The sequence below is a fragment of the Nonomuraea monospora genome, from assembly GCF_039531895.1.
GTDB classification, from domain to species: domain Bacteria; phylum Actinomycetota; class Actinomycetes; order Streptosporangiales; family Streptosporangiaceae; genus Nonomuraea; species Nonomuraea monospora.
The window spans coordinates 24166-41911 of record NZ_BAAAQX010000041.1 but is presented as its reverse complement, the minus strand read 5'-3'; the positions used below and the strand labels follow the sequence as shown (position 1 = coordinate 41911).

At 71.8% G+C, this 17746-nt stretch carries 16 protein-coding genes; 11 read left to right on the top strand and 5 right to left on the bottom strand.

Translation table 11 applies throughout. From position 1 onward, the window contains the following. Positions 1–16 precede the first annotated feature (16 nt). The 5 genes from ABD331_RS49075 to ABD331_RS49055 all read left to right on the top strand — a co-directional run bounded on the left by ABD331_RS49075 (position 17) and on the right by ABD331_RS49055 (position 8208). A complete protein-coding gene (locus ABD331_RS49075; protein ID WP_344492036.1) occupies positions 17–3289 on the top strand; it encodes a TIM-barrel domain-containing protein in 3273 nt (1090 codons plus the stop codon). Beyond that, positions 3286–6117, top strand: a complete 2832-nt coding sequence (locus tag ABD331_RS49070) for a TIM-barrel domain-containing protein (RefSeq protein ID WP_344492033.1) — start codon at positions 3286–3288, stop codon at positions 6115–6117. The genes ABD331_RS49075 and ABD331_RS49070 overlap by 4 nt, the downstream gene beginning before the upstream one ends. A gap of 91 nt (positions 6118–6208) precedes the next feature. Further along, positions 6209–6607 (top strand): hypothetical protein, encoded by a 399-nt coding sequence (locus ABD331_RS49065; protein WP_344492030.1) that lies wholly within the window; start codon positions 6209–6211, stop codon positions 6605–6607. Between the two features lie 86 nt (positions 6608–6693). Then, entirely contained in the window at positions 6694–7344 is a 651-nt protein-coding gene (locus ABD331_RS49060; protein ID WP_344492027.1) for a GNAT family N-acetyltransferase, read from the top strand. Between the two features lie 18 nt (positions 7345–7362). Next, complete coding sequence (locus ABD331_RS49055) at positions 7363–8208, top strand: hypothetical protein (protein ID WP_344492024.1); 846 nt, start codon at positions 7363–7365, stop codon at positions 8206–8208. On the opposite strand, the gene ABD331_RS49050 is transcribed toward ABD331_RS49055, so the two are convergent. Then, on the bottom strand, positions 8177–9349 hold the full coding sequence (locus tag ABD331_RS49050) for an MFS transporter (protein ID WP_344492021.1): 1173 nt from the start codon (positions 9347–9349) through the stop codon (positions 8177–8179). The genes ABD331_RS49055 and ABD331_RS49050 overlap by 32 nt on opposite strands. A gap of 91 nt (positions 9350–9440) precedes the next feature. On the opposite strand from ABD331_RS49050, the gene ABD331_RS49045 reads away from it, so the two are divergent. Beyond that, entirely contained in the window at positions 9441–9899 is a 459-nt protein-coding gene (locus tag ABD331_RS49045; RefSeq protein ID WP_344492018.1) for a winged helix-turn-helix transcriptional regulator, read from the top strand. Here the strand turns inward: ABD331_RS49045 and ABD331_RS49040 are convergent. Next, positions 9873–10883: a helix-turn-helix domain-containing protein gene (locus ABD331_RS49040; RefSeq protein ID WP_344492015.1), complete on the bottom strand. Its 1011-nt coding sequence runs from the start codon at positions 10881–10883 to the stop codon at positions 9873–9875. The genes ABD331_RS49045 and ABD331_RS49040 overlap by 27 nt on opposite strands. Before the next feature lie 117 nt (positions 10884–11000). Here ABD331_RS49040 and ABD331_RS49035 point away from each other — a divergent pair, with 117 nt between their 5' ends. After that, positions 11001–11435 (top strand): nuclear transport factor 2 family protein, encoded by a 435-nt coding sequence (locus tag ABD331_RS49035; protein WP_344492011.1) that lies wholly within the window; start codon positions 11001–11003, stop codon positions 11433–11435. 27 nt (positions 11436–11462) lie between these two features. Continuing rightward, positions 11463–12098 (top strand): LysE family translocator, encoded by a 636-nt coding sequence (locus ABD331_RS49030; RefSeq protein WP_344492267.1) that lies wholly within the window; start codon positions 11463–11465, stop codon positions 12096–12098. Here ABD331_RS49030 and ABD331_RS49025 read toward each other — a convergent pair whose 3' ends face one another. Continuing rightward, positions 12099–12641, bottom strand: coding sequence for an SMI1/KNR4 family protein (locus ABD331_RS49025; RefSeq protein ID WP_344492008.1), 543 nt, complete (start codon positions 12639–12641; stop codon positions 12099–12101). A gap of 119 nt (positions 12642–12760) precedes the next feature. On the opposite strand from ABD331_RS49025, the gene ABD331_RS49020 reads away from it, so the two are divergent. The 3 genes from ABD331_RS49020 (at position 12761) to ABD331_RS49010 (ending at position 15314) form a co-directional block, all read left to right on the top strand. Beyond that, entirely contained in the window at positions 12761–13585 is an 825-nt protein-coding gene (locus ABD331_RS49020; RefSeq protein ID WP_344492005.1) for an alpha/beta fold hydrolase, read from the top strand. A gap of 28 nt (positions 13586–13613) precedes the next feature. Continuing rightward, entirely contained in the window at positions 13614–14171 is a 558-nt protein-coding gene (locus ABD331_RS49015; protein ID WP_344492002.1) for a TetR/AcrR family transcriptional regulator, read from the top strand. A 69-nt stretch (positions 14172–14240) separates the two neighbouring features. Further along, complete coding sequence (locus ABD331_RS49010; protein WP_344491999.1) at positions 14241–15314, top strand: serine hydrolase domain-containing protein; 1074 nt, start codon at positions 14241–14243, stop codon at positions 15312–15314. Here ABD331_RS49010 and ABD331_RS49005 read toward each other — a convergent pair. Both ABD331_RS49005 and ABD331_RS49000 read right to left on the bottom strand, forming a co-directional pair. Then, the gene (locus ABD331_RS49005; protein WP_344491996.1) at positions 15311–16276 is read right to left on the bottom strand and encodes a threonine ammonia-lyase; all 966 of its coding nucleotides are present in this window, start codon (positions 16274–16276) and stop codon (positions 15311–15313) included. The genes ABD331_RS49010 and ABD331_RS49005 overlap by 4 nt on opposite strands. Positions 16277–16370: 94 nt before the next feature. After that, a complete protein-coding gene (locus ABD331_RS49000) occupies positions 16371–17579 on the bottom strand; it encodes a cytochrome P450 (protein WP_344491993.1) in 1209 nt (402 codons plus the stop codon). Between the last annotated feature and the right edge of the window lie 167 nt (positions 17580–17746).

The window sequence follows — 17746 nt, the reverse complement described above, 5'->3', positions numbered from 1 at the left end:
GAGGAGCACACCCCCCATGAGCCGGTTACGGTCGGCCGCCGTCGTCACGGCGCTCGTCCTGCTCGCGTCCCTGGTCACCGCACCCGCCTACGCCCTGGACGGCGTCCACCACAACCCGACCGGAATCGACGACCTCTACTCCAGCGAGCCCACGGAACGGACCCCGCGCGACCCGATGGCCGGCGAGCCGGTCCAGGTCAACGCGACGACCTGGCCGATCGAGCCGGGTCAGAGCGTCTGGGTCACCTGGACGAAGAACGGGGCGGCGCAGACCCCGGTGGGCGCCGCCTGGGACCACAACAGCGGCAACAACAGCTACTGGAAGATCAACCTGGGCACGTTCGCCAGGGGCGACAAGATCTCCTACACGGTCAACGCCGACGTGAACGGCGCCGGCCAGCGGAGCACCGGCCCGTTCGCGTTCACCGTCACCTCGTGGAGCACGGTGACGAACGTGACGGGGTTCGTGAACAACGGCACGTCGGTGGATGTCACGACCGGTGACAGCGCGGGGAGCTTCACGCCGAAGATCCGCTTCGCGTTCCCCGCGCTCGACCGGTTCCGCACCCAGATCGCCCCCAGCGGGTCGGGCCTGAACATCTCCGGCGTCTCCGGCTACACGGTGACGGACTCCGCGAGCACGCTGACGATCTCCACCGCCTCGCTCGTGCTGAAGATCCAGAAGGCGCCGTACCGGCTGTCGGTCTTCAAGGGCGACGGCACGACGCTGATCACCCGCCAGTACGACCCCGCGACCTTCCGCAACATCGGCTGGGCCAGCGACGGCGCCACCACCGTCACGAAGATCGAGGACCACTTCCTGTCGCCGCCGGGCGAGCGCTTCGAGGGCTTCGGCGAGCGTTACGACCGCCTGGACCAGCGCGGCACCGACGTGCACAACTACGTCTACAACCAGTACCGCGACCAGGGGGCCACCCGCCGCACGTACCTGAGCGTGCCGTTCTTCCTCAACTCGGCCGGGTACGGCGTGCACGTCACCGGCACCCGCTACGCGATCTTCAACCTGAGTACGCACCTGAGCGACCTGGCCGGCTTCACCGTGGACACCGGCGGCGCGCTCAACTCGACGCTCGACTACCACTTCTTCGCCGGCTCCCCCGCCGAGATCGTGGACGACTACACGGCCGTCACCGGCCGGCCGCAGCTTCCGCCCAAGTGGGCGTTCGGGGTGTGGATGTCGGCCAACGAGTGGAACACCCAGGCCGAGGTGAGCGCCGAATTGGCGAACGCGGGCACGTACCAGATCCCGCACACCGCGATGGTGCTGGAGCAGTGGAGCGACGAGGCCACCTTCTACGTCTGGCACGGCGCCACGTACACGGCCAAACCGGGCAGCGGCAAGCTGGCCTACGGCGACCTGACGTTCCCGGCGGGCACCGCCTGGCAGAACCCGAAGGCCATGGTCGCCGACGCCCACAGCAAGGGCATCAAGATGATCCTCTGGCAGATCCCGGTGCTGAAGGAGAACTTCGACAGCAACCCGTCCACCCCGCCGCAGCAGCACCTCAACGACAAGGCGTACGCGCAGGCGCAGGGCTACCTCGCCAGGAACGCCACCAACAGCCCCTACCGGATCCCGGCCGGGCAGTGGTTCGGCGACAGCACGATCCCCGACTTCACCAGCTCGGCGGCCACCGCCTGGTGGATGAGCAAGCGCGACTACCTCATCGACGAGGTCGGCGTGGACGGCTTCAAGACCGACGGCAGCGAGGCCGTCTTCGGCAGGGGCGTGCAGTTCGCCGACGGCCGCAAGGGCGACGAGATGCACAACGCCTACCCCAACAGCTACACCGGCGCCTACAACGCCTACGTCAAGGGCAAGAAGCCCGACGGGACGATCTTCAGCAGGGCGGGCACGACCGGCGCCCAGACCAAGTCGATCTTCTGGGCCGGTGACCAGAACTCCAGCTTCTCCGCCTTCCAGGAGGCGGTGCGGGCGCAGCTCAGCGCGGGGCAGTCGGGCGTGCCGTACACGGCGTGGGACCTGGCCGGCTTCACCGGCGACTTCCCGAGCGCCGAGCTGTATCTGCGCTCGGCCGCGCAGGCCACGTTCTCGCCGATCATGCAGTACCACTCGGAGAAGGCCAACCCGGGCGTCTCGGAGGCCCGCACCCCGTGGAACGTGCAGGCCCGCACCGGTGATACGAGCGTGGTGCCCGCCTTCCGCAAGTTCGCCAACGTGCGGATGAACCTCATCCCGTACCTCTACACCGAGGCCAGGGCCGCCTCGACGACGGGCGTGCCGATGATGCGGGCCATGAGCTTCGCCTTCCCCGGCGACGCGGCGGCTGCCGGGCACGACCAGCAGTACCTGTTCGGCTCGCAGCTCCTGGTGGCGCCGATCACCACGCAGGGCGCCACGTCGAAGAACGTCTACCTGCCCGCGGGCGAGTGGTACGACCTGTGGAACGGCGGCCGCTTCACCGGGCCAGGCACCAAGACCTACGCCGCCGGCCTGGACACCATCCCCGTCTACGCCAGGCCGGGCGCGATCATCCCGCTCAACCTCAACGCCGACTACCAGCTCGGCGGCCAGATCGGCAACAGCGTCGACACCTACACGAACCTGACCTTCCGCGTCTACCCGGCGGGCTCCACGTCGTACGCCTACTTCGAGGACTCCGCGAACGCCACCCGCACGATCACCTCGGCCGAGAACTGGGCCGCGCACACCGTGGCCGTCACCGTGCCCGCGCTCACCACGACCAGCACGCTGCAGGTGGCGAGCACGAAGCCGGCGTCGGTGACGGGGGCGACCGCGCGGGCGAGCCTGGCCGACCTGAAGGCCGCCGCCGAGGGCTGGTGGTGGGACCCGGTCCAGCAGCTCACCCACGTGAAGCTGGCCGCCGCCGCGTCCGGCCGCACCGTCACGCTGAACGGCGTGGACAAGGCGGCCTACGAGTCCGAGTTCGCCACCGGCACCGGCACCTCCGTCAACACCGACCACGCCGGCTACACCGGCACCGGCTTCACCGACGGCTTCGCCACCTCCGGCGACGCGGTGACGTTCAACGTCAGGGCGGACGCGGCGGGCGGCCACCAGCTCAAGTTCCGCTACTCCACCACGGTGGCCGCCACCAGGACCGTCTACGTGGACGGCGTCGCCGCGGGCACGTTCCCGCTGCCCGCCCTGCCGAACTGGGACACCTGGGGCACGGCCACGCTGAGCACCTCGCTCACCGCGGGCGCGCACACCGTGCGGATCGCCTACGACGCCTCGAACACCGGTGGGATCAACCTCGACAACCTGGTGGTGGCCCGGCCATGACGAAACGCGCGATGATCCTCCTTGCTGCCCTGCTGCTGCCCCTGCTGGTGGCGCTGCCCGCGCAGGCGGCGGTCCAGCGGGTGCAGTTCACCAGCGGCTCCACCTACCTGATCGTGGAGTTCCTGGACGACGACCTGGTGCACTTCGAGCTGGCCAACGGCACGTCGCCGGGCACCGGCTCGCCGCTGTTCACCACGCCGCAGATCGCCAAGACCGACTATCCGGGGCCGTCCAGCTTCAGCCAGTCGGGCGGCACGCTCACCACGGCGGGGATGAAGGTCGAGGTGACGGCCGGCACGCTGTGCGTGAAGGTGTCCGACCCCGTCCGGCTGCTGTACGAGGCGTGCCCGCGCAACCTGGCCCAGGCGTGGAAGGGGCTGACGGTCAGCAAGGCGTCGGCGCAGCACGCGTACGGGCTGGGTGAGCAGTTCTTCACCGGCGGCAGCGCGGACGGCGACTGGGTCGGCCGCACCCGCACCCCCGGCGGCCCGTACGGCAACGCGATGGCCTACGACGCCGACAACGGCCCGGTCGGCAACGCCCAGATCCCCGTCCTGTTCGCGGTCGGCGCCTCGAACCTGAACTACGGGCTGCTGCTCGACCAGGTCTACAAGCAGGAGTGGAACCTGACCGGCGACCCGTGGACGATCGACACCTGGGGCGACCAGCTCAGGTGGTACACGATGACCGGGCCCGACCTGCCCGACCTGCGCAAGGACTACATGGAGCTGACGGGCCGCCCGCCGGTGCCGCCGAAGAAGGCGTTCGGCCTGTGGGTGTCGGAGTTCGGCTACGACAACTGGGCCGAGATCGACAACCGGCTGTCCGGGCTGCGCGCCGCCGCGTTCCCGGTGGACGGCTTCGTCCTCGATTTGCCCTGGTTCGGCGGGGTGAGCGCCGGCTCCGACAACACCAGGATGGGCACCCTGGCCTGGGACACCGCCGCCTTCCCCAACCCGTCGGCCGCCATCGCCGACTACCAGGCGAACAAGGGCGTCGGGCTGATGACGATCGAGGAGTCCTACGTCGGCAAGAACCTGCCCGAGCACGCCGACCTCGCCTCGCGCGGCTATCTCGTGCGGGCCGGGTGCGCGGCGTGCGCGCCGGCGTACCTGACCGTCAACGACTGGTGGGGACGCGGCGGCATGATCGACTGGACGCAGAACGCGGCGGGCGACTACTGGCACACGCTCAAGCGCCAGCCGCTCATCGACGCCGGCGTGCAGGGTCACTGGCTCGACCTCGGCGAGCCCGAGATGTACGACGCGGGCGACTGGACCGCCGGCGTGCTGCCCGGCAAGCACGCCCACGCCGACTACCACAACGTCTACAACCTCAAGTGGGCCGAGAGCATCGCCCGCGGTTACGCGTCGGGGACGAAGCGCCCGTTCATGCTGGCCCGCTCCGGCGCGGCGGGCATGCAGCGGCACGGCGTGGCCATGTGGTCGGCCGACATCGGCTCCAAGCTGACCGCGCTCGCCCAGCAGCAGAACGCCCAGTTGCACATGTCGATGTCGGGCATCGACTACTACGGCTCCGACATCGGCGGCTTCCGCAGGGAGATGCTCAACTCCGACCTGAACGAGCTGTACACGCAGTGGTTCGCCAACGGCGCCTGGTTCGAGGTGCCCGTGCGCCCGCACACCGAGAACCTGTGCAACTGCGCGCAGACCTCCCCCGACAAGGTCGGCCACACCGCCAGCAACCTGGCCAACCTCCGGCAGCGCTACGAGCTGACCCCCTACTACTACTCGCTCGCTCACCGCGCCTACCTGCACGGCGAGCCCGTCGTGCCGCCGCCCGCGTACTACTACCAGAACGACCAGAACCTGCGCGAAGCCGGCCACGAGAAGCTGATCGGCCGTGACCTGCTCGTCGCCGTCGTGGCCGGCGCGGGCGAGCGCGAGCGGGACGTCTACCTGCCCGCCGGCATCTGGTACGACTACGCCTCCGGCGAGAAGCTGACCAGCACCGGCCAGTGGTTCACCGACCGGCCGCTGTGGGTGAACGGCGCGTTCCGGCTGCCGGCCTTCGCGCGGGCGGGCGCGATCCTGCCGAAGATGCACGTGGACGACAAGACGATGAACGTGACGGGCAAGCGCACCGACGCCACCACCAGGAACGAGCTCATCGCCCGCGTGTACCCCGGCGCGACGGCGACCAGCTTCACCCTGTACGAGGACGACGGCGCCTCCACCGCCTACCGGACGGGCGCCGTCCGCACCACCCAGATCAGCCAGCAGCTCACGGGCAGCTCGGCGACCGTCACGGTGGCCGCCGCCGGCGGCACCTACACGGGCGCTCCCGGCAGCAGGCAGAACGTCGTCGAGCTCGTCACCGACACCCAGGCGTCGGCCGTCACCCTCAACGGCAGCCCGCTGACCCAGCACGCCGGCAAGTCCGCCTTCGACGCGGCCACCAGCGGCTGGTACAACGCCGGCGGCAACCTGGTCGTCGCCAAGTCGGCCGCCACGTCCGTCACCACGGCCAAGTCGTTCGTGTTCACGCTCGGCCAGACGCCGGTGTCGGCCACCTTCACCTGCCACAACGGCACCACCACGCCCGGCCAGTCGGTCTACGCGGTCGGTAGCGCGCCGCAGCTCGGTGCCTGGTCGGTGGCCAGCGCCGTCAAGCTGTCGCCGACCGCCTACCCGACGTGGACGGGCACGATCGGCAAGCTCCCGCCCGGCGCCTCGGTCGAGTGGAAGTGCGTCAAACGGCAGGAGGCCGGCTTCCCCGACACGGCCGACCAGTGGCAGCCGGGCGGCAACAACGTCCTCACGACGCCGGCGAGCGGGAGCGCCGGCACCACCACCGGCACCTTCTGACCCAACGGACGCAAGCCGCGTGCAAGAGATCGTCAAGCCGCTCTTCCTACCGTCCTGGCAACGCAACTGGATCATGCCAGGGGGAGAAAGCATGAGACTGTCACTCAAGACCATGGGGACGCTGGCGCTCGGGGGCGCGCTGGCGGCGTCCCTGCTGAGCGCTCCGGCCGCGTCGGCTGCTCCGGCCGCGGCGCTACCGGGCTGCCCGGCGCCGCGGACGGCCAACGTCGACCACGGCACGGGCGTCATGAAGGGCACCTTCAACCTCAAGACCGCCCCGTACGCCGCGTGCGGCAACGTCGCCAGGCTCCGTGCGGGGCAGGTCCTCTACTTCCACTGCTGGACCCTGAACAGGTACGGCAAGCACTGGGTGTACGCCCGGGTCAAGGGCACCAGGACGTACGGGTGGATGAGCCTGGACAACCTGCGCTCGGTGAAGAACAGCCGCCCGACCTTCTGCCCGGGTGAGGACCACCGCTCCGAGGGCTGACCGGCCTGAGAAACGGCGGTACCGGCTCGCTGGTGCCGCCGTTTCCTCATGTCAGGCCGGGACCGGTCTGCGTCTACGGTCTGAGTGTGCTCACCTTGCCGGACATCCTCGCCGACGCGGAACGCGGACACCTGCCCGAGCCTGGCGCCGGGCCCACGATCGTCCCGCAGCCCTCCCCTCGTGACGCGGGGGTCATCGCCTTCACCGCGCACAACGTCATCTGCGCCGACGTCGACGAGGGCTGGATCAGGTCCCGCCTCCCCGACGACGGCGACCTGTCGGCGCCGCTCAACCCGCCCTTCCTCCGGGCCCTGGAGGAACGCACGGGACGCCGGGTCGGCAACCTCGATCTGCTCGCCCTGGCCGAGCCCTGCGCCGGTGACCCGCCGATCGACCTGGCGGAGATCACGGACGCGGCGCATCCGCGCGTCCTGCGCGCCCACCGCTACCGCGACGACGTGCGCGTCTGGACCTGCCCGGGAGGGCTGCTGGTGCTGGGGCGGGGCGTCGCCGGCCGGTGGGAGGTCGCGATCGAGGTGGACGCGGGCCATCGGGGGGCCGGGCTGGGGCGGGCGCTGGCGCGTGCGGCCAGGCAGCTCGCCGCGCGCCCGCTGTGGGCGCAGATCGCGCCGGGGAACGCGGCGAGCGTCCGGGCGTTCCTCGCCGCCGGGTACGTGCCGGTGGGCGCGGAGGCGCTGCTCGTTCCGGACGTGGGGGGAAGCGACAGCCGCGGCTGATCATGGCATCGTGGGCGCATGGAAAAGGATCTCGTCCGTGGCGCGGCCGTCGGCCTGGCGGCGGGCCTCGTGCTGGCGCATCCGGTCGCGGAGACGTACCGTCCGGACGCGCTGGACTACGTGGCGCACATCAACGTGGTCCTGGCCGTGAGCGTGGTCGTCCCCGCCGGTTGGTTGCTCGCCCGCCTGCTGAGGATCACCCATCCCGTACGCGCCGCGCTCCTGGCCCCGCTTCTGTTACTGGTCGCCAAGAACGCGGCCGACCTCACCGTGACGAGCCCTTCCCCGGAGCTGGTCGCCTTCGCGTTCACCGCGCTGGCGGTCTTCAGCTACGCGACCGCCGCGGCGCTGACGGCCACGACGTCGCGCCTGCCCCGGGGCGTCGCGGCCGCCGCCGTGTCCGTGTGCGTGATCGCGTCCGCCACGGTCCAGCAGCAGCGGGACGAGGCCATGGACCGGCGGTTCCGCGAGGAGCTGACCGCCCTCTACGCCGCGTCCCTCCCCCTGGTGGTGCCGGAGGAGGTGCCCGGCCGCACGCTCGCGCACGTGTGGACGATCTCCGACGAGGTTCTGGCCCTGGACTACGCCGTGAACCGCGCGAGCGAGCCCGACGTGTTCGTGCAGATCTCGACCGGGGACCCGGCGGCGAGCTGCGCGGAGTGGGTGCGGGAGAGCGCGGACGGCTGCGAGCGCCTGGCGGCGGATCGATGGCTGGTCACCATGGGCGCCAGGATGGTGCTGTTCACCACCTCGGGGAAGCACCTCGTCGAGGTGGACTCGGCCGCCCTGACCCGCGACGACCTCCTCACCGCGGGCGGCGCGCTGCGCCCGGTCACCGCGGGATACCTGGCCGCCCTGTCCTGACCCGCGTCACGACGGCGACGAGCAGCCCGAGCGCGCCGTACGCCGCGCCGAGCAGGCTGGTGGCCGCCCATCCGGCGGTGGCGTAGGCCCAGGTGGTGGTGATCGCGCCGAGCGCGGAGCCGAGCGAGTAGAACGCCATGTACGCGCCGATGACGCTGCTGCTGCGGCCGGGCCTGGCGGTGGTGAGCAGGTGCTGGCTGCTGACGTGGACGGCCTGCACGGCGAAGTCGAGGACGATCACCCCGGCGGCCAGCAGCCACAACGACCACCCCGCCTGAGCGAGGAGCAGCCACGAAGCCGTGAGCAGGGCCAGCGCCCATCCGGTCACCGGGAACGCCCACCCCCGATCGGCCCACCGGCCCGCCCGGGCCGCGCCCAGCGCTCCCGCGAGCCCGGCGAGTCCGAACAGCCCGATCTCGGTGCTGCCGAAGTGCCACGGTGCCGCTCCGAGCGGGAGCGCGAGCCCGCTCCACAACGTCCCGAAGGAGGCGAACAGGAAGAACGCGACCAGCCCCCGGCCGAGAAGGAGCCGGTCACCGGCGATCAGGCGGCCCAGTGACGACAGCAGTTCCCCGTACCTGGCCCGGGGGCGGTGCGGGTCGGCGGCGAGGGTGTGCCGGGCGGCGAGCGCGAGCAGCGCGCAGAGCCCGGCGATGACCAGGTAGACCGCCCGCCACCCGGCCAGCTCGCCCAGCGTGCCGGCGACGATGCGCACGCCGAGGATGCCCACGACGACGCCGGAGGTGACCGTCCCGATGTTGCGGCCCCGTTCGCCTGGCGGTGAGACGGCGGCGACGTAGGCCACCGCGATCTGCACGACCACCGCGGACAGCCCCGCCACCGCCATCCCGGCGATCGCCACGCCACCCTGACCCGCGGTGGCGGCGACGACCGCGCCCGCTCCGGTGAGCAGCAGGTGGACCGTGATGAGCCTGCGCCGGTCGAACAGGTCGCCGAGCGGGACGAGCAGCACCAGCCCCGCCAGATAGCCGATCTGCCCGGCGGCGACCAGCCGGCCCAGCGCCGCCCGTCCGAGCCCGAGGTCCTGGCCCGCGGCCTCCAGGACGGGCTGGATGCCGTAGACGGCCGACACCGCCACCGCGCACACCATCGCGAGCACGGCCCGCTGCCTTCCGGTCATCCCTGACACCCTCCGATAGGTTTCGATTCGCAACCTAATCGACGCTAGGGCATAATGGTTTCAGTTTGCAACTCACCTTGAAGGGGGCCTGGTGGACGTCACGCTCGCCGAGGGAAGCGCCTGGACCGACCCGGCCTGCCCGGTGGCGCGAGCCGTCGATCTGGTGGGCGACCGGTGGAGCCTGCTGATCATCCGCGACGCGATGGACGGGGCGACCACGTTCACCGAGTTCCGCCGGCGGCTCGGGATCGCCCGCAACATCCTCACCGACCGGCTGCGCAGGCTCGTCGAGCAGGGCATCCTCGACAGGATCGCCGACGACGGCGACGGCAGGCGGCACGCCTACCGGCTCACCGCGGCCGGGCAGGACCTGTTCACGGCCGTCGTGGCGCTGCGGCAGTGGGGCGAGCGGCACGCCTTCGCCCCTGGCGAGCCGCACTCCGTCCTGCTCGACGGTCAGGGCAGGGAGGTCGCCGAGCTGCACCCGCTCGGCCAGGACGGCACGCCGCTGTCCGCCGGCGCGTCACACGTCCGCAAGATCGAGAGCTGAGAGGCTCCGCAGCAACGCAGCGCCGGGCCGCGGGAACGTCCTGCTGAGCCCTGCAGGGCCGAGGCCGGGCACGGGCGTGCCGAACCGGCGGGCCAGGTCGCCCATGACGGCCCGCGCCGCGGCGGCGTCCGGCACCCCGGAACGCACCACGTCGTGGACGCGGGCCTCGAACGGATCCCACGCCCCGTACGGCGCCCCCGGCTCGTCGAGCGCGAAGATCCGGCGGGCCCGGCCGACGTGGTGTATCAGGCCGTCGAGCCGCGGCAGATGCGCGACGAGCAGCAGCTCCGTCGCGGAACGGCGGCTGATCTCGATCATCCCGGGGTCGCCGTCGACCAGGATGGTGCGCCGGTACGTGCCGCCGTCCACCGCCTCGACGGCCGGCGTCGCGCGGGCGGACAGGTGCCGCAGGGCGTCCGCGAAGTCGAGCGTCCCGTCGTGGGCTAGCCTGACGGCCAGCCCGCCGTCTGCCCGCAGCCGGTCGGCGGCCCGCCGACGCGCCCGCAGCTCGCGCGGCGTGGCACGGAACACCTCGGCCAGGACGCGGTTGAGCTGCCGCACGCTGCCGAACCCCGCCGCGAACGCGATGTCGGCCACCCGCAGATCGGTGTCGTCGAGCAGCCGGCGGGCGAAGTGCGCGCGCCGCGATCGGGCGAGCTGGTCGGCCGTCACCCCGGCGTACTGGAGGAAGACGCGCCGCAGGTGCCGCGGCGACACGCCGAGCCGGTCGGCGAGGCTGCCCTCGGTCGCGTCGTCCAGCGCGCCGCCCGCGATCAGCCGCACGCCCCGGCACACCAGCTCCGGCATGCCGTCGGCCGCCGCGAGGTCGCGCCGGTACGGGCGGCAGCGGTGGCAGGCGCGGAACCCGGCCGCCTCCGCGGCGGCGGCGAAGGGGAAGCGGGTGGTGTTCGCGGGGAGGGGGCGGGCCGGGCAGTCGTCGCGGCAGTAGATGCCGGTGGTGCGGACGGCGCCGACTGCGTTCATCGCTCCAGCATGGCACCGGGCGGGGTGCGGGGCCGAGTTTGACCGAATATGGCCAGATTCGGCGGCAGGGGGGCCGTGAGAATCGGGGCGTCCATCATCCGCAGGAAGGTCGCCGCGATGAGCTCCGTATCGAACAAGCAACTCGTCATCGACGCGTGGAAGGTCTTCGCCACCCGCGACGCCGCCCAGGTGCGCGCCGTCTTCGCGCCCGACGCGGAATGGCTCGCCCCGGCGGGCAACGCCACGTCGCTCGCCCTCGACGGGACACACCACCTCATCGGCCGGGAGCGGATCGTGCGCTTCCTGAGCGAAGAGTTCTCGACGGTGTTCGTCGATGACGTGTCGCTGCGGTTCGGCGGCTTCCACGCCGATGGGGACGTGGTGGTGGTCGAGATGCGGTTGCTGGCGACGCTGAGCCATGGTGGGCCTTACGACAACGAGTACTGTTTCGTGTTCGAGCTGGAGTCCGGGTTGATCAAGCGGGTCCGCGAGTACATGGACACGCAGCGGGGTGCGGCGTGGTTCCGTTCGCCCGCTCCGGCTCGACGATGAGTTCCTCCTGGAGGAGGTGACGTGGCGATGCTGAGCGGCATGATCGCCTTCGCGATCGCTTCTCTGCTGGTGTCCATGATGCCGGGCCCCACCACGGTGGTGATCCTGCGGCAGACCATCCGCGCGGGCCGTCCGGCGGGGGTGGCGACCGTGCTGGGCAACGAGACCGGCTGGCTGGTGTGGTGCCTGGCCGCCGCGTTCGGCCTGTCGGCGCTGCTGCTCGTCTCCGAGGTCGCCTTCGACGTGATGCGGATCGCCGGCGCGATCGTGCTGGTCTGGTTCGGCGGGCGGATGTTGTGGCAGGCGCGCCGCGGCTCCGGGGGCGGCTCCGTCGAGGACGTGGCCGCGCCCGCCATGCCCTCGCTGTGGAGCTGCTACCGGTCCGGCCTGCTGACCAACCTGGCCAACCCGAAGGCCGGGGTGTTCGCGCTGTCGTTCCTGCCGCAGTTCGTGCCCGAGGGCGCTCCGGCGTTGCCGATGCTGCTGCTCCTGGCCGTGGCCTCGGCCGTCATCGACCTGGCGTGGTACTTGGGGGTGGTGCGGCTGGTCGGCGCGGCCGAACGGTTCCTGCGGCGGCCCGCCGTGCGGCGCTGCCTGGAGTACGTGTCGGGAACGCTGCTGATCGGCCTGGCGGTCCGGCTCGCCCTGACGAGCAAGCCCTGATCAGCGGCACATCCCGTCGATGAGGTCGGAGAAGTGCGGGAACTCCTCCTGCGCGGCGGCCACGATCTCGGCGGGCGGACGGCCGCGGCCGGGCGCGTACCGCTCGGCGATCGCGCGGAAGGCCTCGTTCGGCTCCGCCGACGCGCCGGGGTCGTTGGCCGCCTCGCCGGGGCCCAGACCGGCGGCGAACAGCCACAGGAGGTCGCCGAGGTCCCGGGCGATCACGTCGCGCTCCCCCTCGGAGCCGATGTGCACCACGGGCTGGCCGGTGATCTCCGCGCCCGGTCTCGTCAGCCAGAAGCCGGTGTAGTCGCCCGCCCCGGTGGTGCCGAAGAAGCGGAACTCCCCGCCGTCCACCCCGGGGTTGCCGGTCCACAGGCGCCACCACCACGCCGTCCGGTCGGGGGCCTCGAACTGGGGGTAGAGCTGGAAGTCGCAGCCACGGTCCTCGTCCGTCTCCTCGTCGTACTCCCACTCGAAGCCGATCCCGGCCACTTCGGCGAGGGCCGCGGGGAGTGCGAGGTCTGCAGTCGTGTCCGCCACGACGAAGAGATTAGCGCCTGCGGCGGGTTCCTTCCGGCGTGAGGGTGAAGGCGCTACGTTTGACTTCACAGGCTAATGGCATTAGCCTCAGGGCTACTGAATTGAGCCTGGAGGTAGAGATGACCGAGTTTCTCACCGTCGACGGTGGACGGCTGGCGTACGACGTGACAGGGCAAGGCCCCCTGATCGTGCTGGCCCACGGCATGGGCAACGGCCGCAGCGCCTTTCGCCACCTGACCCCCCTGCTGACCGACGCCGGCTACCGCGTCGCCGCCCTGGACATCCGCGGCCACGGCGAGTCGAGCACCGGCTGGCCCTCCTACACGCGCACCGACGTGGCCGGCGACCTCGCCGCGCTGATCCGGCACCTGGGCGGGCCGGCCGTGGTGGTGGGTCACTCGTTCTCCGGCGGGGCCGCGACCATCGTGGCGGCGCGGCACCCCGAGCTGGTCAGCGCCATCGTGGAGCTGGGCCCGTTCACGCGGGCGCAGAAGATCGACGTGGGCGGGCTGCTGAGCAACTCCCGGCACCGCAAGGGGATGCTGCGGCTGATGGGCGCCGCGATCTTCAAGAGCACCGGCCTGTGGAAGAGCTACCTGGACGTCGCCTACCCCGGCGTCAAGCCCGCCGACTACACCGCGTACGTCACCGCCCTCGAAGCCGACCTGCGCCGGCCCGGCCGGATGGCCGTGGTGGCCACGATGGGGCAGTCGGCGCCGGCCGACGCGGGCGAGCACCTGGCGGGCGTCCGCTCCCCCGCGCTGATCGTGATGGGCGCGCAGGACCCCGACTGGGCCGACCCCGAGGCCGAGGCGAACGGCATCGTGGCGGGCATGGCGCCCGGCGTGGGCAGCGTCGTCATGATCGAGGGGGCGGGTCACTACCCGCACGCGCAGTACCCCGCCGAGGTCGCGCGGGCGATCCTCGGGTTCCTGAAGAAGTGACCGGCGAGAGACGAGAAGGGGGCTGTGGATGGCCAGAGCGGCGTTGTCCCGTGAAGCCGTGGTGGAGATCGCGCTCGGGCTGGTGGACGAGGAGGGGGAGCCGGGGCTGACGCTGTCGGCGGTGGCCGCGCGGGCGGGCGTGGCCACCCCGTCCCTCTACAAACACGTGCGCAACCTCGCCGAGCTGCGCGAGCTGCTCTCCGTGCGGATCATGAGCGAGATGGCGGACGAGACGAGCGCCGCCGTGCTCGGCAGGTCGGGCGGCGAGGCGGTCCGGGCGCTGATGGAGAGCTGGCGCGGGTACGTCCTGCGCCACCCGCGCCGCTACTCGGCCCTGCTGCAGACGCCCGATCCCGGCCTGGCGCAGGCGCAGGCGCGGCTGGTGGGCATCGTGCTGGCGGCGCTGCGGGCGTACGGGATGAGCGACGCGGAGGCGATCCACGCGGCGCGCTGCATCCGGGCGGCGATGCACGGGTTCTCGGTGCTGGAGGCCGGCGGCGGGTTCGGGCTGCCGGAGGACGTGGACGAGTCGTACGACCTGCTGATCGACGTGGTGACCTCGGGGCTGGGCAAGGGGTCACGGTAGGGAACACCCCACCCCGGGAGGCTGGCAGGCGTGACTGATCTCGGGTGATCTTCACGCCACAGTGGAGTCATGTCGAAACTGCTCGCCGCCGCCGTCGCCGGCGTTCTGATCCTCGCCCCTGTGGCTCCCGCTCTCGCCGCCGCCTCCTCGCCGCGGTCCGCTCTCGACCTGCTCGTCGAGGAGGACGGCATGGCGGGTGCGCTGAGCCAGGTGCGTGCCGTGGACGGCACGAGCGTGACCCTGCGTGCCGGCACCGCGCGGCGGGGCACCGGCAGGCCGATGGCCGGCCCCGAGGGCCGCTTCCGGATCGCCAGCATGAGCAAGCCGATCATCGCCGTGACCGTGCTGCGGCTGGCCGAGCAGAGGAAGCTCGACCTGGCCGCGCCGGTGGAGCGGTATCTGCCCGGCGTGCTGCGCGGCACGGGGGACGGTGCGGCGATCGACGGGCGCAGGATCACGGTGCGGATGTTGCTGCAGCAGACCAGCGGCCTGCCCGAGTTCCTCGACGCGATCGAGTGGAAGGAGCCGTTCCCGAACTTCCTGCGGGTGGCGCTGTCGCGCGAGCCCACGGCGCGCGGCTCGTTCGCCTATGCCAACACGAACTACCTGGTTCTCGGCATGGTCGTGACCGAGGTGACCGGCAAGGACTTCCGGCGGGCGAGCCGGGAGCTGGTGCTGGAGCCGTACGGGATGCGGGACACGTACTGGCCGGTCAAGGGCGACTACGGCATCCGCGGCCCGCACGCCCACACCTACGGGGTGCATCCGGCGCGCCCGCAGGACGGCGAGGTGGATCTGACCGACCGGCTGCCCACGTACGCGTTCGGGCCCAGCGGCGGCCTGGTCTCCAGCCCGCGCGACCTCAACCGGTTCTGGAGCAGAGCCCCGCTGGGCGCGTTGACGGCCGAGACGGTGCCGGTCGAGGAGGAGGGCTGGCCGGCGGGCGCCCGGTACGGCTACGGGGTGGCGCGGATGGAGTCGGGCTGCGGCCAGGTGTACTTCGGCGCCGGTGACATGCCGGGGGCCGCGGTGTTCAGCGGCAGGAACCGGGCCGGGCGCGCGGCGACCGTGTACGTCACGGGCGTCCCGCGGAACCGGCAGCACCTGATCGGGGCCTTCATCGCGGCCATGTGCGGTCGCTAGCCGACCCACCGGTGGTAGGCGTCCACGTCGACGTTGCTGCCGCAGACGACGGTGACGACGTTCCGTCCGGCGAACCGGTCGCGGTCCTCCAGGATCGCCGCGACGCCCAGCGCGGCCGACGGCTCGACGACGAGGCCGGCGTGGCCGAGGAGCAGCCGCATCCCGGCGATGATCGACTCCTCGCGGACGAGGACGGCGTCGTCGGCGACCAGGAGCAGGTCGTCGAGCACGGCCGGGATGGGGCGGCGGCCCGCGACGCCGTCGGCGATGGTGTCGGTGGAGTCGGTGGTGACGACCTGCCGCTTGTGGAAGGAGTACGTCATCGCCGGCGCGCCCAGCGGCTGCACGCAGATCACCTCGACGCCCGGCGCGAGGTCCTTCATGACGTGCCCGATGCCGGTGGCCATCGCCCCGCCGCCGAGAGCGATCAGGACGGTGTCGAACGGCGTCTTCGCCAGGCTTTCGACCAGTTCGAGGCCGATGGTGGCGGCGCCCTCGCAGGTCTCGAGGTCCAGGCTGTCCTCGACCAGCCGGATGCCGTCGCGGCGGGCGATCTCCGACGCCCGGTCGCGGGCCTGGTCGAAGTCGCCGTCCACCAGCTCCAGCCGGGCGCCGAACGCGCGGATGCGGTCGAGCTTGGCCACGGGCGCGAAGCGGGACGCCACGACGGTGACGTCGAGCCCGCGTCCGCGGCCCGACCAGGCGAGGGCCTGGCCGAGGTTGCCCGCGCTGGCGCACACGGCGGCTCGCGAGCCGCTCGCGGCCAGTTCGCTAGCGATCACCTCGGTGCCCCGGCCCTTGAAGCTGCGGACCGGGTTCGCCGTTTCGAGCTTGACGCTCACGGCGCACCCCAGCTCGGGGTCCAGCGTCTCGCAGCGGTACAGGGGGGAGTCGAGGAAGAGGGGGTCGATCGACCGGCGGGCCGCCCGGATCCGCTCGGTGTCGAGACGCGTCTGCTGCACGGCACCAGACCCTAACAGCCCCGCCCGCGCCTCGAACGTCCGAGGCGACCGGCGCCTGACCGCCGCGCCCGCACCGCTCCAGGTGACCGTCGCATCAGGCGTCCCAGGTGACCGGCAGGCTCTTGACCCCGTAGACGTCCGCGGTCTCCGGCCGCAGCGCCACCTGCTCGGCCGGCACGGCCAGGCGCAGCGTGGGGAAGCGGGCGAGCAGCGCGGTGAACGCGACGCGCATCTCGACGCGGGCGAGCTGCTGGCCCAGGCACTGGTGGATGCCGTGCCCGAACGCCAGGTGGCCGCCCTCCTGCCGGCTCAGGTCGAGCACGTGCGGGTCGGCGTGACGCCCGGGGTCGCGGTTGGCGGTGTTGTACGACAGGATGACCGTCGTCCCCGCCTTGATCGTCTGGCCGCCCAGCTCGACGTCCTCCAGCGCGATCCGCTGGGACTGCTTGACGACGGTGAGGTAGCGCAGCAGCTCCTCCACGGCCGGCTCGGCGAGCCCGGGGTCGGCGCGCAGCGCGGCGAGCTGCTCCGGGTTGCGCAGCAGCGCGAACGTGCCCAGCGCCAGCATGTTCGTGGTGGTGTCGAGCCCGGCCGCCAGCAGGATGAGGCTGACGCCCCGCAGCTCCTCGTCGGTCAGGTCGCTGTCGGTGAGGTCGCTGAGCACGTCGTCGGTGGGGTCGGCGCGCTTGGCGGCGACGAGCCGGCCGAGGTAGGTCTGCACCGCGGTGTAGGCGGCGTACAGCTCCTCGTCGCTGGTCTCGCCGCTCATGAACTTGTCGACGTTCTCCTGGAAGGAGTCGCGGTCCTCGTACGGCACGCCGAGCAGCTCGCAGATGACGATGGCGGGGATGGGCTTGGCGAACGCGGTCACCAGGTCGGCTCCGGGCCCGGCCTTGTCCATGGCGTCCAGGCATTCGGCGGTGATCTGCTCCACGCGCTCGGTGAGCAGCCGCATCCGCCGCACGGTGAACTTGCCGACCAGCGGCTTGCGGTAGCGGCTGTGCTGGGGGTCGTCCATGAGCAGGAACTCGCCGGGCGCGGCGGGCGGCACCTCGATGTCGCCGTAGTCGACCAGCGGGTGCTGCTTCATCAGCTCCTTGCGCGAGCTGAACCGCGGGTCGGCCAGCACCGCCCGCACCAGGTCGAAGCCGGTGACGAGCCAGCCCTGGTGCCCGCTGGGGAAGGGGAAGCGGCTGATGGGGCCGTGCTCGCGCGCCTCGACGAGCTCCTTGGGCGGGTCGAACGGGCATCCTGCGGCCCGCTCGGCCGGCATCGTCGTCAGGGTGTAGGGGGATTCAGTCATGGTGGTCCTCGTCCGGCGAAGTCAGGTGCTGCTCAGCCTTCCTGACGGCGCTGACATGAGGCCGTCATCGCGCTGACACGACATCCATAACCGAGGCTTATGGATGCGATCACAACTAGCTGTTGGACTTCTAGATCCGTTCTCGGCAGGCTGGAGACGACCCCAAC

Excerpts from the sequence above, each read along its gene's own strand:
- ABD331_RS49075 (WP_344492036.1), top strand. The coding sequence starts at position 17 with ATGAGCCGGTTACGGTCGGCCGCCGTCGTCACGGCGCTCGTCCTGCTC.
- ABD331_RS49070 (WP_344492033.1), top strand. The coding sequence starts at position 3,286 with ATGACGAAACGCGCGATGATCCTCCTTGCTGCCCTGCTGCTGCCCCTG.
- ABD331_RS49065 (WP_344492030.1), top strand. The coding sequence starts at position 6,209 with ATGAGACTGTCACTCAAGACCATGGGGACGCTGGCGCTCGGGGGCGCG.
- ABD331_RS49055 (WP_344492024.1), top strand. The coding sequence starts at position 7,363 with ATGGAAAAGGATCTCGTCCGTGGCGCGGCCGTCGGCCTGGCGGCGGGC.
- ABD331_RS49050 (WP_344492021.1), bottom strand. The coding sequence starts at position 9,349 with ATGACCGGAAGGCAGCGGGCCGTGCTCGCGATGGTGTGCGCGGTGGCG.
- ABD331_RS49040 (WP_344492015.1), bottom strand. The coding sequence starts at position 10,883 with ATGAACGCAGTCGGCGCCGTCCGCACCACCGGCATCTACTGCCGCGAC.
- ABD331_RS49035 (WP_344492011.1), top strand. The coding sequence starts at position 11,001 with ATGAGCTCCGTATCGAACAAGCAACTCGTCATCGACGCGTGGAAGGTC.
- ABD331_RS49030 (WP_344492267.1), top strand. The coding sequence starts at position 11,463 with ATGCTGAGCGGCATGATCGCCTTCGCGATCGCTTCTCTGCTGGTGTCC.
- ABD331_RS49020 (WP_344492005.1), top strand. The coding sequence starts at position 12,761 with ATGACCGAGTTTCTCACCGTCGACGGTGGACGGCTGGCGTACGACGTG.
- ABD331_RS49015 (WP_344492002.1), top strand. The coding sequence starts at position 13,614 with ATGGCCAGAGCGGCGTTGTCCCGTGAAGCCGTGGTGGAGATCGCGCTC.
- ABD331_RS49010 (WP_344491999.1), top strand. The coding sequence starts at position 14,241 with ATGTCGAAACTGCTCGCCGCCGCCGTCGCCGGCGTTCTGATCCTCGCC.
- ABD331_RS49000 (WP_344491993.1), bottom strand. The coding sequence starts at position 17,579 with ATGACTGAATCCCCCTACACCCTGACGACGATGCCGGCCGAGCGGGCC.